18 protein-coding genes and 1 pseudogene are annotated in these 19,010 nt (G+C 49.7%); 9 read left to right on the top strand and 10 right to left on the bottom strand.

Features of this window, described 5'->3' with window-relative positions:
- Window positions 1-54: 54 nt before the first annotated feature.
- The 3 genes from AC5JMP_RS00005 to AC5JMP_RS00015 all read right to left on the bottom strand — a co-directional run bounded on the left by AC5JMP_RS00005 (window position 55) and on the right by AC5JMP_RS00015 (window position 2,227).
- Window positions 55-1,131, bottom strand: coding sequence for a glycosyltransferase family 4 protein (locus AC5JMP_RS00005; RefSeq protein ID WP_495849361.1), 1,077 nt, complete (start codon window positions 1,129-1,131; stop codon window positions 55-57).
- Window positions 1,132-1,196: 65 nt separating this feature from the next.
- Window positions 1,197-1,994, bottom strand: coding sequence for an HNH endonuclease (locus AC5JMP_RS00010; RefSeq protein WP_495849362.1), 798 nt, complete (start codon window positions 1,992-1,994; stop codon window positions 1,197-1,199).
- Window positions 1,994-2,227 carry a helix-turn-helix domain-containing protein gene (locus AC5JMP_RS00015; RefSeq protein WP_495849363.1) on the bottom strand — a complete coding sequence of 78 codons (234 nt, stop codon included), beginning with the start codon at window positions 2,225-2,227 and terminating at the stop codon, window positions 1,994-1,996. Before AC5JMP_RS00015 ends, AC5JMP_RS00010 begins: the two co-directional genes overlap by 1 nt.
- 138 nt (window positions 2,228-2,365) lie before the next feature.
- On the opposite strand from AC5JMP_RS00015, the pseudogene AC5JMP_RS00020 reads away from it, so the two are divergent.
- Both AC5JMP_RS00020 and AC5JMP_RS00025 read left to right on the top strand, forming a co-directional pair.
- Window positions 2,366-2,842, top strand: a pseudogene (locus AC5JMP_RS00020) (DNA cytosine methyltransferase); the annotation flags it as partial.
- Window positions 2,843-2,864: 22 nt separating this feature from the next.
- Window positions 2,865-3,242 (top strand): hypothetical protein, encoded by a 378-nt coding sequence (locus AC5JMP_RS00025; RefSeq protein ID WP_495849444.1) that lies wholly within the window; start codon window positions 2,865-2,867, stop codon window positions 3,240-3,242.
- A 95-nt stretch (window positions 3,243-3,337) separates the two neighbouring features.
- Here the strand turns inward: AC5JMP_RS00025 and cysS are convergent, their stop codons facing one another.
- Window positions 3,338-4,810, bottom strand: a complete 1,473-nt coding sequence (cysS, locus tag AC5JMP_RS00030) for a cysteine--tRNA ligase (protein WP_495849364.1) — start codon at window positions 4,808-4,810, stop codon at window positions 3,338-3,340.
- Between the two features lie 291 nt (window positions 4,811-5,101).
- Here cysS and AC5JMP_RS00035 point away from each other — a divergent pair, with 291 nt between their 5' ends.
- Both AC5JMP_RS00035 and AC5JMP_RS00040 read left to right on the top strand, forming a co-directional pair.
- Window positions 5,102-6,361, top strand: a complete 1,260-nt coding sequence (locus AC5JMP_RS00035) for a CobW family GTP-binding protein (RefSeq protein WP_495849365.1) — start codon at window positions 5,102-5,104, stop codon at window positions 6,359-6,361.
- Between the two features lie 17 nt (window positions 6,362-6,378).
- The gene (locus AC5JMP_RS00040; protein WP_495849366.1) at window positions 6,379-6,834 is read left to right on the top strand and encodes an HIT family protein; all 456 of its coding nucleotides are present in this window, start codon (window positions 6,379-6,381) and stop codon (window positions 6,832-6,834) included.
- Here AC5JMP_RS00040 and AC5JMP_RS00045 read toward each other — a convergent pair.
- The gene (locus AC5JMP_RS00045; RefSeq protein WP_495849367.1) at window positions 6,825-8,003 is read right to left on the bottom strand and encodes an aldo/keto reductase; all 1,179 of its coding nucleotides are present in this window, start codon (window positions 8,001-8,003) and stop codon (window positions 6,825-6,827) included. The genes AC5JMP_RS00040 and AC5JMP_RS00045 overlap by 10 nt on opposite strands.
- Window positions 8,004-8,476: 473 nt before the next feature.
- On the opposite strand from AC5JMP_RS00045, the gene AC5JMP_RS00050 reads away from it, so the two are divergent.
- Window positions 8,477-9,520 (top strand): DUF2325 domain-containing protein, encoded by a 1,044-nt coding sequence (locus AC5JMP_RS00050; RefSeq protein ID WP_495849368.1) that lies wholly within the window; start codon window positions 8,477-8,479, stop codon window positions 9,518-9,520.
- Here AC5JMP_RS00050 and rpiA read toward each other — a convergent pair whose 3' ends face one another.
- Both rpiA and AC5JMP_RS00060 read right to left on the bottom strand, forming a co-directional pair.
- Window positions 9,521-10,228 carry a ribose-5-phosphate isomerase RpiA gene (gene rpiA / locus AC5JMP_RS00055; RefSeq protein WP_495849369.1) on the bottom strand — a complete coding sequence of 236 codons (708 nt, stop codon included), beginning with the start codon at window positions 10,226-10,228 and terminating at the stop codon, window positions 9,521-9,523.
- 283 nt (window positions 10,229-10,511) lie between these two features.
- A complete protein-coding gene (locus AC5JMP_RS00060) occupies window positions 10,512-11,600 on the bottom strand; it encodes a fatty acid desaturase (protein ID WP_495849370.1) in 1,089 nt (362 codons plus the stop codon).
- 696 nt (window positions 11,601-12,296) lie between these two features.
- Between AC5JMP_RS00060 and AC5JMP_RS00065 the strand changes: the two genes are divergently transcribed.
- On the top strand, window positions 12,297-12,986 hold the full coding sequence (locus AC5JMP_RS00065) for an META domain-containing protein (protein WP_495849371.1): 690 nt from the start codon (window positions 12,297-12,299) through the stop codon (window positions 12,984-12,986).
- Between the two features lie 2 nt (window positions 12,987-12,988).
- On the opposite strand, the gene AC5JMP_RS00070 is transcribed toward AC5JMP_RS00065, so the two are convergent.
- Both AC5JMP_RS00070 and AC5JMP_RS00075 read right to left on the bottom strand, forming a co-directional pair.
- A complete protein-coding gene (locus tag AC5JMP_RS00070) occupies window positions 12,989-14,956 on the bottom strand; it encodes a DUF4912 domain-containing protein (RefSeq protein ID WP_495849372.1) in 1,968 nt (655 codons plus the stop codon).
- 164 nt (window positions 14,957-15,120) lie between these two features.
- A complete protein-coding gene (locus tag AC5JMP_RS00075) occupies window positions 15,121-15,639 on the bottom strand; it encodes a DUF937 domain-containing protein (protein ID WP_495849373.1) in 519 nt (172 codons plus the stop codon).
- Window positions 15,640-16,171: 532 nt separating this feature from the next.
- On the opposite strand from AC5JMP_RS00075, the gene AC5JMP_RS00080 reads away from it, so the two are divergent.
- The 3 genes from AC5JMP_RS00080 to AC5JMP_RS00090 all read left to right on the top strand — a co-directional run bounded on the left by AC5JMP_RS00080 (window position 16,172) and on the right by AC5JMP_RS00090 (window position 18,038).
- Complete coding sequence (locus AC5JMP_RS00080) at window positions 16,172-16,615, top strand: hypothetical protein (RefSeq protein ID WP_495849374.1); 444 nt, start codon at window positions 16,172-16,174, stop codon at window positions 16,613-16,615.
- 309 nt (window positions 16,616-16,924) lie between these two features.
- The gene (locus AC5JMP_RS00085; protein ID WP_495849375.1) at window positions 16,925-17,581 is read left to right on the top strand and encodes a hypothetical protein; all 657 of its coding nucleotides are present in this window, start codon (window positions 16,925-16,927) and stop codon (window positions 17,579-17,581) included.
- A gap of 187 nt (window positions 17,582-17,768) precedes the next feature.
- Window positions 17,769-18,038, top strand: a complete 270-nt coding sequence (locus tag AC5JMP_RS00090; protein WP_495849376.1) for a GlsB/YeaQ/YmgE family stress response membrane protein — start codon at window positions 17,769-17,771, stop codon at window positions 18,036-18,038.
- Window positions 18,039-18,202: 164 nt separating this feature from the next.
- Here the strand turns inward: AC5JMP_RS00090 and AC5JMP_RS00095 are convergent, their stop codons facing one another.
- On the bottom strand, window positions 18,203-18,595 hold the full coding sequence (locus tag AC5JMP_RS00095; protein WP_495849377.1) for a response regulator: 393 nt from the start codon (window positions 18,593-18,595) through the stop codon (window positions 18,203-18,205).
- Between the last annotated feature and the right edge of the window lie 415 nt (window positions 18,596-19,010).

Consider the following 19,010-nt stretch of genomic DNA (forward strand, 5'->3'; position numbering starts at 1 on the left):
CCCACCACACACAACAAAAATGCACTACAGCTAGAGGGCTTGCGTAAGTCCTATTTAATAAATAGCGTGCAGCATATTGTGCAGCCATGCGTCTACCCGATCGCCCATGGCACCCATGGAGTAGGTTGTTTCGGCGCTTTGGCGGCAGGCATGGCGATCGATTTTGTCTAGCTCACCCATCGCCTCGACCAATCCTGCAACACTGTCGGGTTCCACCAGCCAGCCCGTTTTGCCATCTTCCACAATTTCCGCCGGACCGCCGCGCCGATAGGCAATTACCGGAACGCCGCAAGCTAGGGCTTCAATCGCCACATTGCCAAATGCCTCAATCCATTTGGGAGTCATCAGCAAACCGCGACTGTGACCGATCGCCTGTTGCAGTTCCGCAGTGGACAAAAAGCCTTCGTAGCTAATGTTTGCCTCTGGGTAAGTCTGACAGATAGTTTGCCAGTAGGCAGTATCCGGCATAGCTCCCCAGATTTTCAGGGTTGTTCTAGCAGCTTGAACCGCAGCGATCGCATCCTCAATGCCTTTTTCGGGAGCTATCCGACCTACCCACGCCATATAATTCTCTGAGTCTGGTTGAAACTGGTAGAGGGACAGGTCTAAGCCATTGCCCAGCACGACACAGCGATCGCCGAACTTGAAGGTTTCTGCCTGGGCGTGGCTATGTACGCCGATCGTGCCGGGGTTGGAGTCTATGACTTTGGCGATCGCCTGATCCATAGCTTTTGTGAGCGAACCCATGCTGACGAGATGGGCGATGGGGCGATCGAAAAACGGAGTGAGGTAAAACGGCAGCCAGTCATAGGCAAAGTTCAGCAGCAGGTCATACTTATCCTGAGTTTGACGGGCATAGTCCCACATATTGGCCAGTACGGCATCGGCGGGCAAGGTAATGGGGGCATTCCGCCCCTGAGTTTGAGCCGTTTCTTGCAAATTTCCAGGAATTTGGGTGATGGGGAGATCTGCCAAGGCTGAGCCAACAGGAGCCACAATATTAATTTGATGTCCCCGATGCTGCATTTCTTGGGCAATGTTGAGCAGCGTCAGCTCCACGCCGCCGCCCAGACCTGAACCCAGGGAACCCACAGAGGTCGAGAGGAATAGTATCCGTAGTGGAGAATTCATAGTTAGCTGTCTTCGTTTCTGGGTTGTGGTAGTTCTGTAATATCCTCCACTACGCAGGTTCAATGCTATTCTCCTGTTTCACTCGCTTGATGGAGGAAAAAGCAAGTCACTATCTGGTTCAGTAGATCATGAGGATCTGAGTTAGTGTTGACTGCAATTTGCCTAAGTCTAGAAATGTTATCTGAAGATAGACGGAGTGGAGCAAACCGTTCAGGAAAAGCCCAACTACATATCTCGCACTCTAATTGACATCCACGACATGATGTGCTTTTGAAGTTATTACACTCATCACAAAGGGGTTGCCAATTGCTTAGTTCGTTACCTCCGCCTCTAGTGCGCGGGATCTTGTGGTCTTGCTGAAAACGAACTTTTGGCTCAGATCGGTTACATACCGGACATCTACGTTGATAAGTGTCCAGGGTTCTTAGCCAGTCTAGATCAGAAAGCTTAATTCGTGGCACTCTCTTCTCACTTAAGGATAGGCTCACAAGTTGGTATGTTTTACCTTCTCTGCCAATTCCGGTAATGCCCTCCTCACCTTGCAATTCTCGCAAGCGTCGAAAAACGTCTACATAAGGTTTATAGGGTTTTGTTCCTAAATGCTGATGTATTCTGAAGCGGTTAATCGCTTCTCTCAGTTCGTCTTCTTTTACACGCGGGCCTGGAATACCATGACCCGCAGGCCATAGTTCTTCCAAAAGCACTCGATAGTAGGACTTATTGGCCTCACTAGGACATACAAATTTTTGACAGACTTCCTCAAGCCAGACTTCTCGGCTGATGTTTCCTGGCACTTCCTGCTCACTTACAGATGCAAGAGGTAAAAACTTTTGTCGCCCACGGCTTTTCCGCTCAGTTGCCATTAGTTATCCCCCCGTAGTAACCAGATGGGGTCGATATCCAGCACCTTTGAGATGGCATCAAGTTCATAATCTTTCAGAGATCTGACTTGACGCTCAATCTCTGAGATATCGGACTGTTCTAGCTTGATTCCATGATCAACATTGAGAGCGGCGGCTAATTCAACCTGGTCTAAATTATTTTTCAGCCTGACCTGACGAATCCTTGTTCCACTAATATTTTGCTTGTCTCCCATGGCTAACACCTCAACCTCATAGTGAGATGTTATTTATAAGGAGGATTGATCTGTAGACGATTTTCGTCTACAATAGGCTGTGCAGATTAAATCATCTATAATCAGCTGCATCATTCAGACCCTGTATCAAGTTTTGATATGCGTGTCTCCTCATTCTTTGCTGGCATTGGCGGCTTTGATCTTGGCTTTGAAAGAGCAGGGATGAAGGTCGTATTTCAATGTGAAATAGATCCTTTTTGTCAGAAGATCCTTAAGCGCCACTGGCCACATACCCCCTTACATGAAGACATCACGACCCTCAACCCAGCAATTATCCCTGCCTCTGACTTGTGGTGTGCTGGATGGCCTTGCCAAGACCTCAGCACTGCCAACACAGATCGAGCAGGACTTGCGGGAAAGAGAAGTGGTCTCTTCTTCACGTTTATGGATTTGGTTAGAGAAATTCATCCAGCGTGGTTGGTCATGGAAAATGTGCCCGGCGTGCTCTCCGCAGAACAAGGAACCGCTCTTGAGGCAGTTATCGACACGCTCGAAGAGAATGGGTATTTGGGGGGATGGGTGTCGTGTAACGCTATCCATTCGGGCTTACCCCACAATCGAGACAGAGTGTTCTTTGTCGCAAGTTTTAGATCGGAACGTGCCTATCACTTCTTTGCTAACAGTAGCGAATTGTCTGGGGATACTTCGTCGAGAGAATCGAGCAAAACGCAAGCTAGATCCGATTTTCGTCAAAGCACTCTCGGAGACAATCCGCTTGTGGTACAACGTCGCGGCGGCTTCGGGTATACCATGGCAAAAAGCATCTGCCCCACGTTACGTGCCCAAACTGGAGGACATCAAGGAGGCCATTCAGACCGACCAATACTCTGTGGCGAGAAACTTGACGTGGACAGAGTGGGAGAGGCTTATGGGTTTTCCTCCCGGATGGACGGTCGTAGAGGGAGACTCCTTGGCAACGCTGTCGTCCCTGCCATCAGTGAATGGATTGGAAGACGAATCTTTGAAATTGAAATGATGTCAGATGCCAGCAAGATAACAAGTCGATGAAGCGGATGGTCGATAGATCTTGATGAAGATGCAAAAGTTATCTGCCGCCGCTTAGCCTAGGCGTTAGCCGGGATGCCACTCGGTCACGCCACCCGGCTTATCAACTAGGAGGACGCCTTGGGCTTTGAGCTGGTCTCGAATCCGATCGCCTTCTGCAAAATTCTTTGCCTGCTTTGCCGCCTGACGCTGCTCAATGAGGGCTTCAATTTCGCTGTCGGTCAGCTTGAGGCTTTCTGCCTCCACAGGCTTTGCCGCCAGTCCCAAAATTTCTGACAGAACGACCAGCGTTTGCCATTGCTGCCGCAAAGTTTGGGCAGGAATTTCTGTCTTACCCTCGTGAGTCAGAATATTGCCTTCCTTACGCAGCTCTTTTGCCAGCTCAAACAGGACGGCTACCCCGCCCGACGTATTGAAATCATCGTCCATTGCGGTTTGAAAGCGCTGAGTCAGATCGCCCTCCAGATCAATCCGCATCGCTGCCGGATCGCCAAAGAAAGGATCGCCCGTATCTGTCCAGCCGATCGCCTCACCAAACTTATAGCCAAACAGCAAGCCTTCTTTCACGGTTTCCCAGCTATTTTGGACTGCGGCGATCGCCTCGTCAGTAAAGTCGATCGGCTTGCGGTAGTGGGCTTGCAAAATGAACAGCCGCAGCGCCATAGGGTCTAGCCCAGAGTCGAGCAGCTTGCGGATGGTGGTGAAATTGCCCAGAGACTTAGACATCTTTTCGCCGCCGACATTGACCATGCCGTTGTGCATCCAGTAGCGGGCTAGAGGCTTACCCGTCGCGGGTTCTGATTGGGCAATCTCATTTTCATGGTGAGGGAAGATCAGATCGCTGCCCCCAGCATGAATGTCGATCGTGTCGCCTAGACGATCGCGCACCATTGCCGAGCATTCAATGTGCCACCCTGGACGACCTGAACCCCAGGGTGATTCCCAGGCAGGCTCTCCCGGCTTTGCGGCTTTCCAGAGGGCAAAATCAAACGGATCTTTTTTCTTGGGCGCTTCCAGATCGCCATCGGTGCGACCGCCTGCCCCTGCCTGCATATCTTCCAACTTGCGACCGGAGAGCTTGCCATATTCCGAGAAGGCGCGGACTGAGTAGTACACATCTCCTGCTGCCGGATAGGCATAGCCTTTCTGCTCTAGGTCGTGAATTAGCCGCTTGATGCCGTCCAGCGTATGGGTTGCTCGTGGATACTCATCTGCCTCCATGACGTTGAGCCGCGCCATATCTTCAAAGTAGGCTTGAATGAAGCGATCGGCGACTTCCTGCATTGTGGAGCCTTCCGCCCTGGCACGGTTCAGGATTTTGTCGTCGATATCTGTGAAATTTTGCACATAGCGCACCTCATAGCCGCGCCAGCTCAGGTAGCGTCGCGCAATGTCCCAAATGATGCAGGCTCTGGCGTGACCTAGGTGGCAGTAATCATAAACCGTCACGCCGCAGTAGTACATCTTCACCTTCCCTGGTTCCAGGGGTTCAAAGATTTCTTTGCGGCGGGTCAGGGTGTTGTAGAGTTTGAGCGGCATGGTGAGTTTAAAGATTTAGGGGCAGTGGGGATGTAGAGTGCAGTAAATCGGTACAACATCGGTGAAAGTGCAGCCTTGCAGTGCGATCGCCCCTCAATCTCAAAACGCTCAATTTTGGAATAAATGCAAAACTTGCCACAACTTATAGCCACAACTTACGAACAGACAAGCAATAATAATGATAAGCGAGAGTCGTTCTCATTCCGGAATCCCCATTTCTGAAACCGGAGCCAGTGAGATCCCCTCAATTAATCGCTGCCTCATTATCCTGAACTTTTTAAACGACTGGCTATGACTTCAGTAGTGACTTCCACCAGCGCGTCTTCTCAAATGGACGATGCCAAGCATGGTCTTCCCGTTACCATCATCACCGGATTTTTGGGCAGCGGCAAGACCACCCTGCTCAACCATATTCTCACCAATCAGGAAGGGATTAAAACTGCCGTTCTGGTGAATGAATTTGGTGAAATTGGCATCGATAACGAGCTGCTGATCACCCTAGACAACAGCGATGACAACATGGTGGAGCTGAGCAACGGCTGCATCTGCTGCACGATTAACAACGATCTGGTGGAAGCCGTCTACAAAGTGCTAGAGCGCCGCGATCAAATCGATTACCTCGTCGTTGAAACCACAGGGCTTGCTGATCCTTTGCCGATCGCCCTCACTTTTCTCGGTACCGAACTCCGCGATCTCACTCGCCTCGACTCCATCATTACTCTGGTGGATGCCGAAAACTACAGCCTGGATTTGTTTAACAGCGAAGCCGCCCACAACCAGATTCTCTACGGCGACATTATCTTACTAAATAAGGCTGACCTGGTGGATGAAGCCGATCTAGATTCCCTAGAAGTCAAAATCCGAGATGTGAAAGAGGGAGCCAGAATTCTACGCACCAAGCAGTCGAATGTGCCGCTGCCGCTAATCCTCAGCGTTGGCTTGTTTGAGTCAGACAAATACTTTGAGTCCAAGGAAGGCAAGAGCGATCGTGGGCATGATGATCACGATCATGCGCATGAGGGTCATTCGCACGAGGATCACGCGCCTCAGAGCTATGAGCCACATGAGCATTTCGGTCACGCACACCCCGATCAGCAGGCTCACGATGCCCATAATCATGGCAGCCACGATCATGGCAGTCACGATCACGGCAGCCACGATCATGCTGGCTGCGATCACGATCACGGACATTGTGAACATGATCACGACCACCAGCATTCCGATCATCTAGCCATCGATGGATTTACCTCACTCTCGTTTCAGAGCGATCGCCCTTTTGCCATCAAGAAGTTTCAGCATTTTCTAGATACTCAGCTTCCGGCATCGGTCTTCCGCGCCAAGGGCATTCTTTGGTTTGATGAAAGTCCCAAGCGCCACATTTTTCACCTTAGCGGCAAGCGCTTCTCGCTGGACGACACCGAGTGGAAGGGCGCGCCTAAAAATCAGCTCGTGCTGATTGGACAAGACCTCGACTCTGAAAAACTGCGGCAGCAGATTCAAGACTGTGTGTGTCTTCCCTCCTCAAATCGCGGCAAAGGCTTTGGTAAATAGGCTTTGGATTTTTGAGCGTGGCTGAAACAGGCTGTCTGGCTTGCCAAACGCTGACGGGAGCAGTTGCCGTTCCAGGTGGCGTGATTTGGGCAACGAATTACTGGGTTGCCGATCACTGCTTGGGCGCTTTGGGCGTAGGGGCGATCGTTCTCAAGACTCGGCTGCACCGAGAAAATCTTTGGGAGCTGAGTTCAGAAGAATCGGCTAGTTTAGGCAATGCCCTGAAGCTGCTTTCGGGCGCCATGGTGCAAGCTCTAAACGCCGAGCGAGTTTACGTTAGCCTTTGGGTTGATCAGTCTCCTTACCACGTTCATTTCGTCCTTCAGCCCCGCTACCCTGACCCTGCGGAGTCAGGGCTTAAAGGCTGGAAATTGCAGGTAGCCCGACTTTCTCAGGAAAGCCCTGAGCCTGAGCAGATGGCGATCGCTGCCCAGAAAGTACGAGACTACCTGCAAGCCCTAGCCTACTGCTGAGAAAGCCGCTTTACCTCTGTCCCTGCCAACAGCTCATGAGCTTCAGCTAGTAACTTAGGGATGTGATCGCTATGGGGGCTGTGCGCCAGACAGGAGCGCAAGTCAAGCTTCCCGATTTGGTCGGCTTTGGCGCCAGGAAACCAATCTCCCGCATTGGTCAACAGGTTATAGCGCATTTTGCCATAGTCCACCATGTCGTAAGCGATCGCCAGATTGCGCAGCCACAGAATCACCGGAATGTTGACCCCACCCGGCGTTTCGTGATGTTGCGGCAGACCCACATGCCAGGTGCGAAACCAGTCTTCGCCCAGCTCGGCGATCGCTGCCTGCTCTAATCGCTCAATAATGGGCGGCAGAATCTCGTCAGCGCGATCGAGTAGCGCCAGGGTTTTGAGATGTTCCTCCAGATCTTGCGGACGAGATGCGCCAATGCTTAGGGTATGCACTTCTGGGTGACTGAGGCAGAACAAATCATTGAATACCATGGGGCTAAGGGGATAGCACAGGTCTACCAGCTTTTGAGGCGGTTCATACAAATTGCCCCCTTTATTAGACGGGCTAATGATGAATACGCCCATGTCGTGACGTTTTGCTGCCTCGATCGCTGCCCAATTTCCCTGATTGATGTAGTACCAGTGCAGGTTAACGTAATCAAACTGGTTGGTGGCGATCGTCTGCAAAATTAAGTCCGTTGCCCCATGGGTCGAAAACCCAATATGGCGGATTCGACCCTGCTGCTGAAATTTGCGCGCAATATCTAGACAGCCACCCGGTTGGGTACACTGATCTAACGATTCGGCATTATTGATGCCATGTAACCCCAATAAATCAATATAGTCCAGCTTGAGATTGTTGAAAGACTGTTCCAGGTTGCGCTGAAACTCCTGAGGCTGGGCTGCTCCTACCTTAGTTTGGACGATCAGCTTGTCACGGGGTAAGGTGGGCAAAATTTTGCCAAGTTGGAGTTCTGAAGTCCCATAACCTCTCGCTGTTTCGATATGATTAATGCCAACCTCTAGCGCCTGATGGATTGTGGCTTCCAGATTTGCCTGATTGCTGGCTGGAATCTCGTGCATCGGCACGTCTTGCCACTTGTATTGGTAGCGCATCCCCCCACAGGAGAATACCGGAATGGATAGCTCTGTACGCCCAAATCTTCGATATTGCATAGTCCTTTGGATTGGTGACTTTTAGAAGATATGTATCGCCACAATTGACGCAACCCACTTCAAAAATAGCAATAATAAAGTTAGCTAGAGTTGATGACCATCTGTTTCAGGACATTTGTTGGGGTATTGGCGATCAAAACTTGCTATGGTGCCTAACTATTCTCGATCTGCATCCCCCTGCGATCGATAAGCCGATCGATAAGCTCACCGCTTGTTGAAGAGTGCCATAGCCAGTAAAGTTAATCCATCTCTTCCATGCTAGAAAACCTATCAACGCTGATTCATACTCCTTTAGGAAGACGAATCAACAGATAAGTAAAGCTAATCTCTAGGGAATGTCTTAGCCTTACGGATGTTTTACCTATCCGGTTATACACCTGTACGGTTCCATACCTGCATATGTTCTACAAAGGCATAGCTCATAAACTCATAGTCTTATAAACTCATAGTCTTACAAAGTTCCCTTGAATCTTATGGATATTTCAGACCTTGATGATCTAGAAAGTTCAGTCCAGGATTTACTCTCCTTGGCAAAAATAGAGCTAGAAGAAAAGCGACTCCAACAGCAGCGAGATGAACAGATCGACCAAGAAATAGGCAAAATTAAGCAGCGGCTAGAGCCTTTGCTATCGCAGGTCGAGCAAATGCTGTCTCAGCTCGTTTCAGAGGATTTCGTGGATAGCATGACCCGGCAAAAGCTGGAGGAAAAAGCTGCCGATCTCAAGCAAAAACTGGCAGATGCGCCGCTGCTAGCGACCCAAACGATCGATCGACAAATGCTGCTTAACGAAGAGCGCTTGCTAGACGAACGATTAACCGAGCAAACCAACCGCTGGCGACAGGCATTGAAAGCCGACCTGCTGGAAATGATTTCGGAGCAAGAAGATTTCTTTAGCGCCACCGATGCCGCGATCGCCGTTCGAGCATACGCCCATGACCTCAAGGCGATCAACTCGCTTGAAGAAGTCGTAGATGCTCTGATTGCCCAAATTAATGACCATAGTGAAGAAGGACCTGTAGCCCGTTTGCGCGGCAGCCACGAGCAGACCCTCGCGTTTATCTACAACAAGGCGCTAGAGAACCGATCCCGCGTGGAGCGTGCCCCCGACGTACAGCCTCGCGTCCGGCATCGCACCTCGGAGAAACGCCCCAACCCCTACGGCATATTAGAAGGAAAGGTAGTGATCTTTGGTGGACACGATCGCCTAGAAACCGTGATCAGAAATCGCCTACGAGATTCAAGCGTGAACCTAATTTGGTGTACGGCTCAGGCAGGCCCACAAATTGCCGTCCAGTCTGAGAGTCATATCGTCACTGCCGACTTAATTTTGGTCATCACGGGCTACACCAGCCACAAGTTGACCGATAAAGCTGTCCAGGCTGCCCAAAGAGCAGGCAAAAACGTTGAGATGGTCAATACAACAGGCGTAGTCAGAGTCTTGGAGGCAATCGAGTATGGCTTAAAGTCGCAGCAGCTGGCTCGTCGTCTCAAAAGCCATTACTCGAAGCCTGCCTAGTCAGAATTCTCGGACGCTGGGCTTGCCGTCAATAATTTCGCCAATCAAGATCAGGTCTGCTAGACCAATAAAGAGTCCGTTTTCTAGCACGCCCGGAATGTTGTTGAGGGTTTTTTCTAGCTCAGCCGGATGGTCGATCGCCGCAAAGGTCACATCTAGCACCATGTTTCCCTGGTCGGTAATCACAGGACCATCTTTCTTGATTCCTAGGCGCAGCTCTGGCTTGCCGCCTAGCTTCTCGATCGCGCGAGTCACGGGAGTAATTGCTAGAGGCAGCACTTCAATAGGTAAAGCAAAGGTTGAGCCAAGGCGATCGACCATTTTGCTGCTGTCCACAACCACAATAAATTCTTTGGCAAGAGAATCCACGATTTTCTCGCGCGTATGTGCTGCGCCACCCCCTTTAATCAAATTCTTTTGCGGATCGACCTCATCGGCTCCATCAATGGCAATATCGATGCCATCAATGTCATCCAGCGTCACTAGAGGAATACCGTACTTTTTCGCCAATACCGAAGCCTGAAAAGACGTAGGCACACCCTTCACATCTTTGAGTTCGCCCGACTTGAGGCGATCGCCCAAAAATTGGATGGCAAAGGCGGTCGTCGATCCGGTTCCTAGCCCGACGATCGAGCCTGACTTGACTCGTGCCGCTGCTGCCCGACCGACCTCTTGCTTCATCACCTTTACTGGATCAAGTTCCGTCATTACACAAGCTCCTCAAAACTGACTGAGATACGGTTCCATATTCCCATAATCGGCATTGCTTAGTCTGGGTATAAATTTTTTTGAAAGGGGCGCTCTGTGCCCCTTTCAAAAAAATTTATACCTGAAGTAATTCTTGGGGTAGGGGCTTAGCATTGCTCAGCCCCCACAGCAGATCGGTTGTACAGGTTATTTAATCCACGATCCTTAAGATCCAAAGATACAATAAGCTATTTTTTGAGAGGAAGGGAGTGAGCCAACGTATTACTGGATCACTCCCCTGCCCTTAATTCGATCGCTTCGCCGATTGGTAATAAACTTTACCACCCTGGTTAGGAACAAACTGACAGACCCAGTAAGAGCGAATAAAACTCTTCCAAATTGGCTCTTCCGATTTGCGGTAGTAATCGCCCAAGATTGGCTTGATTGCCTCTGTTGCCGTCTTCAGGTGATAGTGCGGCATATTCAGGAAGATATGGTGTGCCACATGGGTGCCAATGTCGTGATGAATGCTGTTGATGAAGCCGTAGTCTCGATCGATCGTCGATAGCGCCCCTTTGAGAAAATACCAGTCTTCACCCCGATACCATGGAATATCAGCTTCGGTATGGTGCAGGTATGTCACCAAATCTAGCCACATAACAAACACGAGGTAAGGAGCCAGATAGTATTTCACTAGAAATACCCAGCCAAACTGGAAAGCCAGATAGCCCAAAAAGCCGACCATCAGCACCAGCAGCACCGAGCTAGTCAGCACATCCCACTTTTCGGAAGGACGAAACAGCGGACTTTTGGGATCGAAGTGAGAGCCACCTTCTCGACCAGGCGATCGCCGAAACAGATAGATCGGGTAAGCCAGCAGAGGCAGATAAAAGCGAAACAGCTTCTCATACCAGGGCATCTGATCATACTTGGCTTCCGAGACCGGATACCAGCTTTCGTCAGTGTCCAGATTGCCCGTGTTGGCATGATGCGTTCTATGGCTAATGCGCCAGCCGTGAAAAGGCACCAGAATAGGCGTGTGAGCGAGATGCCCCACCAAATTATTCAGCCACTTGAGCTTAGAAAAAGAGCCATGACCGCAATCATGCCCCACAACAAATAGCGCCCAAAACATCGTTCCTTGCATCACCCAAAATAGCGGGAAAAACAGCCAGGAATTTAAAGCGTGAGCGATCGCATACAGCCCTGCAATGATGCCTATATCTAAAAAGAAGTAGGCAAGGGATTTTCCAACAGAGGGTTCAAAACAGTATGCCGGAATGGCTGCCTTTAGATCTTGGAGCGTAAAGGGTAGCTCCGTTGTACGGGCGACTTTAGCCGCTGAACTGATGCTTATATTTGATTGCACGAAGTTTCCAATTTGACTGGACATGAATATCTAAGTTCTTCTCTCCATTCAGGACGCTCAGCACCCCAAAATTAGAGTTCCCCATGAGAGTTCTCTACAAGAGTTCTTCCATGGCAGAACAGCCCATCCTCTTCGCGCGACCAAAAAATTGCCGCGATCGACGATCGACCCTACTGCATGAAGCAATCTGATGTCCCCGCTGGAGATGCAGAACGCAGGTCACAAACGGCTCTTATTTTACTCTTTTATGAAACAAATTGTTACGAAAAGTTTCGACAAAGGTAAAAACTGTTTCATGAAGGCAAATAAGTCTAGGTTGAGCGATCGGACTGCAAAGACATATCATTTTTTGAAACATGAGCCTTGGCTGGGCGATCGATCGCTAAAGTTAGAAATATAGCTATCGCCAGTTTGCTTAGGACATTTTGGGTGGGCGCTTCGCGCCCACCCAAAATGTCCCCGTCCTAACCGCCTTGGCGGTTGCCATAACGCTATTAAGTCAAGACCGGTACTGAGATATTCCCTTTTACGGTTGCTTCATTCTAAGCTTCAAGCGCGAAAGAGAATATCTTGCACATTAATGGGTGAGGTTAAAAAGTGAGACAAAAAAGTATTTTTTTAATGCTCAGCGCGAGTATCAGTATTATCAGCCTGAGCTGTTTTCCAGGTTTTCAATCCAGGGCTTTTTCCAGCGAGCCTGTTCAAATCAATGCAGAGCAGATGTCAGGATCTATGAGTGAGCGATCGCCCAATTCAGTAACCACCCTAGCTCAGCTAACAGGCACAGAGTGGCTGCTTGAAGATTTGGGTGGAGCTGGCGTAATTGACAATCTACAAACAACGCTCCGTTTCGATGAAGCAAATCGTATCTCCGGACGGGGAGGCTGCAACCAATACAGAGGGGCAGCTCAGTTGACAGGTGAAGCGTCAGAAAGTCCCTTTACCGTTGGTGCCGTTGCCTCCACTCGGATGATGTGTAGCCCTGCGGTGATGAATCAAGAAACTCGCTATTTTCAAGCGCTCGAAAAAGCTCAGCAGATCAAGCTGGAAGGACCTTATCTACTAATTTACGGTGAGGATGGCACTGCGCCTCTGCGGTTTACCCAACTGGAGGCGCAGCGTGAAAGCACCAGTGAAAACACCAGTGAAAGCACTGCCGACCGCACGATTGTCGCCTTTGAAGGGCGCAGAAACGCTGTGCGGATCTTCACCCAAAACGGGCAAACGCTGATCAACGTGTACGATAAACAGAGTCGGTTGACTTGGATGAGGGCTAACCCTGTTGCAATCGAGCAAACCGATGCAGGTACTCAGTACGTTCCCATTCGAAGCGAATCGCAGATGACTGTTTTTGTGCCCAACTCAGGTGAAACTCCAACACTGACAATCAACGGCAAAGTCGATCGCTAAGGCTACAAAGCAGGAACGCGCACAGGCTGTGAGCGAACACTCCTTAACCAGCGCCCATCACCCGTGATGTAACCTATTTCTGCCACATAATTGCGATCGCTAATGGGAATAGGAACATGGCGATCGCGATCGCGTTCGTCACATTCAAATTGCTGCATGCTGTGTGCTGACACATCCTCTCTATCTAGGTTTGTGACTTCGTAGATGCGTAGCGCCATTTTTTCTGCGCCTTGTCGTCGAGCAGCTTCTTGATCAGCTTGCGATAGCTCCCAGTAAGCATAGGCGCTCTTAGGAGTACGCGGCACCAAGATGATTTGACTCTTCTGGTGATCTGGCTCTGTCCAGGCATATCGGCGCTGGCTAACGGCGCGATCGACGGCTAGAGTTGCTGCTGTAGCAGTTCCGGCAATCACAGCCGCCTTGCGCGGAGCAAAAGCTTCATCCTTAGCGACTTGCACCTGGCGATCGATTCTGTTCTCAGGCACAGGGCAGGCTGGCACCCGCACAGGGGCAGAATGCGCCAACTTCAGCCAGCGATCGTCTGTTAGATAACCCAGCTCAACCAGATAATCGCGATCGTCCACCGGAATCGCAATAGGCAGGTCTTGATCTGGCTCATGGCAATCCAATTGCTGAATCTGCTGAGTTTGGTAATTGTTATGGCTATCCGTCACATCGTAGAGGCGTAGTTTGAGCTGTCTGTCATGCCGTCTTAGCTCAGCTTTTGTTTCATCAGGCACTTCCCAGTAAGCATAGGCGTTCTTGCAGTCACGAGCTGCCAGGATAATGCGGCTATCCGGAAGGGGTTCATGTACTGGAGGCGCGGGTGTCACAGGAGCAGCGAGAGGCGCAACGGGTTCTGCTTTAGGTTTCAACAGCCACCATAGACCTCCCAATAGAGGCAGGGCAAGTAGCCAAAGCCATCCTGCATTGCTGGAAGAGTCAAGATTAGAAGCATTAGGCTCGATCGCTGCCGTGGATGGGCTGGCAGTCGGGCTGGCTACCACGGTCGGGCTGGCTGCTACGGTTGGGTCAGGAGCAGGGCTGACTGCCGCATTTGGCGCAGGCTGGATAGGCGAAGGCAGCGCAGGGGAAGCAGCCTGCGCTGTTTCGATCGATTGCTGATTCTCAGGAGCGATCGCGTAACCCAAAAATGCTCTTGCCCCAGGATTGAGATCCGCTTTGTAGGCATAGGAGAGTGGCTGAGAGAAGGGATAGCGGGGATCGGTAGGCAGCGTGTCATGCATCAGCACAATGCGCACGTTGGACTGTCCGGTTGCCTGATTGACGATCGCGTAGCCAATGCCATCATTGCCCAATGCCCCAATTACCGCTTCGGTGCTGTCTTCAGACGTGGTGGCGTTTGCACCCGATTGAAACGGTGCTGATTGAAAGCTGGGATAGTTCAGGAATGCTCGTCGAGTATCGCTTGTTTCGGGTCGGTCAATCATCCGGATTGCGCCCGGTGCCCCCCCAACTTCAGACCAATCTGTGATCTCACCCCGGAAAATCTTAGCAAATTGGTCAACGGTTAAACTGCCATTAAAAGGATTACCTGCACCCACTAAAATCGCAATTTTATTGCGGCTAACGGGAGCTAAAGTTAGCCCTTGCGCTTTCTCTGCATCTGTGAGGGTGCGCCCGATCGCCGCCAGATCGTTCTTTCCCTCCAGCACGGATTGCAAAGCCAGATCGGTTCCTCCATAGCCAACTTCAACCTTTGTACCTGGAAACTGAGTCTCAAAGCGCTGCTTCAGAGCTTGGTTAATGGTTGCCATGCTGCTTGAGCCATCAATCTTGACGGCTGTTCCACTCGGAACTGATGTTGGCACCGAGAGATCGAGGGCGGCAGATTGAGCCAGAAGCGGATACGCCCTGAGAGAGGATACCAAAAACGTGGGGGTTGCCGCCAAAACAAACAGCATTATTCCATGTGGAAAAAACGTCTTCCGAACCCGGTACTTATTCATGCGATTAACCCTGTAAAAACCGATTCCTACCCAACGCGATCGCGTCCACATCCCAGTCAACTCAGGTCTGTCTAATTTCTGTCTAATTGTTGTACCTATTTAATCGCTTTAGCATTGCCGCTTTAGCATTGCCTGATTAGAGAAGCCGTATGTGAGTCTGCTCTCTATCGGGGCAAATTCAGGAAGCGACCGGCAAACTTAAATACGTCTCCCAGATCAGTATCACCGTCGCGATCGCTATCTAGAAAAGCGTTCAGGACAGAATTTCCGCCCCCCACACCTGGCTTGCTGGCGCCCATACCCAAAAATCCCATCGCAGTTGTGATCACCCCAGGTAGTAAAGCTTGTAGCGTACTGGCACTCAAGCCAGTTTTCTGAGCAATCACCTGAACCATCTGCTGCTGTAGCTGCGGCGTCATAAAAGAGGGCAGCGTTGGTGCACCAAAATTTCCACTTCCAAGTTGAGTGACCAGGTTCTCCGTTGATGGCAAACCTCTACTCTCTTGCAAAGCCGGACGAATTAAACCACTCAGCGCTGACATGACAGTTTGTAGGGTAGAAGAATTGATGCCGCGAGTTGCACCGACCTGCTGCACTGCATTCATAACTGAGCTGAGTTGATCGACGCTTCCCTGTTGATTGGGGTTATTGATTGATTTTAGAATCTCGAAGAAGAGTCCCATAGGTTTGAGTTCCCTTTGATAAGGATCGACAGTACACAAGTGGATCGACAGTAAATAGAAGGTTCAATGACGAACAGGATTGCCTAGGTGAGAGCGTCCAAACTCAGCGCTGAATAGCGATCTCTCAGCTCAAGCTGCTTATCTCAATTTTGCCTGGATGCGACTGCTCCAGGTACAGTAAAATCTTTGCGCAAGAACCTCTATAGAGTCTTAGTTCTACACGCTTAAGACTCAAAAACTATCGATAAAAGCTTTTAGAAATTAACTTGTGGCTCAACATTAAAACAAGAAGATAATGAACTGATAACGATGTCAGAATTCTAATCTATGTAGCCCTTTCAAAGGATTGCATAACAACCGCTCAGGGGGTATTACCCCTATTTAGGGAAAAGTCTCTCCATGCTCTCTTTAGTTTTACTTGAATCTTCTTTTACAACTTTATCAATTCGTTATTTTTGAGGCATATGCTTGGCTCAACGTTTCTGAAAGATATAGCAAAATGGTTGCAAGCTACACACCGGAAGAGATGACAATGATCGCTGAAGCTCCGATGCTGACGGGTCTAGCTGTGGCAATGGTGGATGTCGGGATCGTTTCAACGGCTATTGAAGCAGCTGCGATATCGAAAGAAATTGCTGGAGTTGCCAAAAAATATCCCAGCAATTCTGTGATTCAAGCTGTATTTTCTGAAGCAGCTCTCAAAAGCGGTGATGTGAAGCTTCAAAAACCTGATGTTAAAGCTGAAGAAGTTGAATCAGGTGCATTGGTTGACAAGGCGATCGCTTCTGTTAGCGCTGCCCTAGGCGTATTAGCTGGAAAGGCAACTCCCGAAGAAATTGCAGAGTATAAAGCGTTTGTTTATTCCTGTGGAGACAGCGTTGCCAACGCGGCAGGAAGCGGGCTGTTTGGCGCAGGTCAAAAAGTAAGCGATAAAGAAGCGATTGCCCTTGCAAAGTTTAAAGCAGCGCTAGTGTAAAAAGCCTTTTGAGCGCTTCCCTGAACGGCTACAGGGCGTTTTGATAAGGAGATAGTTTTTGTTAGAGAAGGTGCTTCGCGTCCCTCTCTAACGAAAACCATCCCAGAGATCAGCAACGCTCGATTAGAGCACTCCTATTCAAAGGAACTCATAGTATAGACATCTTGGTAGTGGCATTGAGGATCTCAATCAAGCGGTTGATGTGGCAAACAAGACGCTTAAAGCCTTTGCAGGATAGCGTCTAAGCGCAATTAATCTAGCAAAAATAATCTAGCAGCAGTAATCTAGCAGAACGTGGTTAGACAAAAGATGAAAGTTCGTTTTTATACGGCTACCTTAACTGCCCTTTGTTTAGCCGTTTTTGATCTCTGCCTTAGCATTCCGCTAGTTGCTCAGCCTATTACAACCGATATCTCTTCTCTTCCGGTCTTGGCTCGATTGGCGTGTCGAGAACGAGCGTCAAGAGAGTTTAATATTAGTCTTGGCAGCGTTGCCATGCTGGGGTTAAGGCTCGATCGCAGCGCGAATCGAACGCTAGTGGTTGGCAATAGCGGTGACAGCAGTCAGACTGCATTTTGCACCGTTAACCCAGGTACCGCCAGAGTAACGGCGTTTGCCCTCACTGATCTAGAGTCGGATGACGCAGACAGCAGCGGCAGTGAATCTGAGCAAGAGGATGTCCTCAAGTTCCAAACCTCCACCTATGCGGTTCGGGTGTATCGTGAGCCTAGCGGCAGGACGCTAATGAATGTCTACAACCGGGGAACTGGGCAAATGTCGCTATCAAATGCTCCTGCCGTTAGCAGTGCAGCTTCAGGCTACAGAGAATACTATGGCTGCTCAACAAATCGTGAGCCTTGCGACGGTCGTAAGTATACTGCTCGGATAGATGATGGTGGCCAGCGATCGCTCAATATTCAGCTCAGACCCAATACCGCTGGAGTAACTGAGTCTGAGACTCGTTAGGGAATTAGCGTTGATTCAAGGAAAGCCTTCTGTGGTGAAAGCGAATTTAGGCAGGAGAACCCTTAGCCGAGGGCAGACGATCGCTCTACTCACAGCTCTCTCTGTCTCACTTGTTACCATTAGCTGCTTGCTTTACCGCAAAAAGCAGCTCACAGAGATCACTAAAAACTAGCTGTAGGAATGCACCATGTTAAACATACTGTCTTGGATTGTTTTGGGTTTAGTTTCAGGGGCGATCGCTAAGGCTATTTATCCTGGCACTCAAGGTGGCGGATTTATTACCACTACTGTGCTGGGAATCATTGGAGCATTTCTGGGCGGCTCTTTGTATAGCTTCTTGACGACTGGAGCCTTGCAGCTTGCCGGGGCTGGCTTTAGCATTCCAGGATTCATTATTGCCATTATCGGCGCACTGATTGCGATCTTTCTGTGGGGCTTGGTGGCTCGTCGCGCCTAAACGTTGAGTCATTAAGCATTGTTCAATAGAGAGATAATTTTATGTGGGATATGGGTGCAGAGCACCCATATCCCACATAAAATTATCTCCAAGATCAGCAGTGCCAGCGATTCTTCAAAGTTTCATTCTTGAGGTTTTACAGCAAGGTATCGAGAGAAGCACTCTCAAAGCTCTTGCTGCCTCAAAGCTTGGGTCACAACATCCGTAAGCACAAGGGGATTAAACGGTGTGGCGATCGTCTTTACCACGCCCATTTTGAGAAGCTGTAGGGGTGTAAACCAATAGGCTTTTGTGGTGAGTAAAATGACCGGGATCGAGCGACCCAAAGGATGATCTTGAAGTCGCTGGATGAACGCCATACCGTTCATTCCAGGCAGACAAATATCCAGAAGAATGGCATCTGGAGGTTCGATCGCTAAACTCTCCAAGCCCGCCTGAGTAGAGGAGACGGATTGAACATTCCATCCTCCCAGATCGCTCAAACAAGCCTGCACGACCTCGCGGGTGTAGGGTTCACTATCAATCAGCAGAATTAGTTTGGCGAGCTTGGTTGACATTTCGTTTTGCCAATAGGCGCATTTTGGGTGAGCGACAAGACTACTTTGCAAAAAGGCTGTTTTTACGAAAATCTGCAAAAGCCGATCTTGCAAGTAGCATTCACCCCATACTTCCACGATAAGTCAAGAAAATAAGGAACTTATATTTGTAGTTCAATGATACAAATTCGGGCGTTGCTAAATCGAAGTATGAATCTATCTGAGTTGACAGTTTTCTCGCCCCCTAAATCCCCCAATTCTGGGGGACTTCCGAACCATTCAAAGTCCCCCAGAATTGGGGGTTGGGGGGCTTTCATACTTGCATTCAGCAACGCCCAAACTCGATATCGCTGATTTTAGGGATCGATTTTTTGTGGGAGGCGCTGAGCGTCCCTCTCCCGAAAAATCCATCCCCCAATTAAGCAATGCCGCAAAT

The organism is Drouetiella sp. (genome assembly GCF_059504425.1).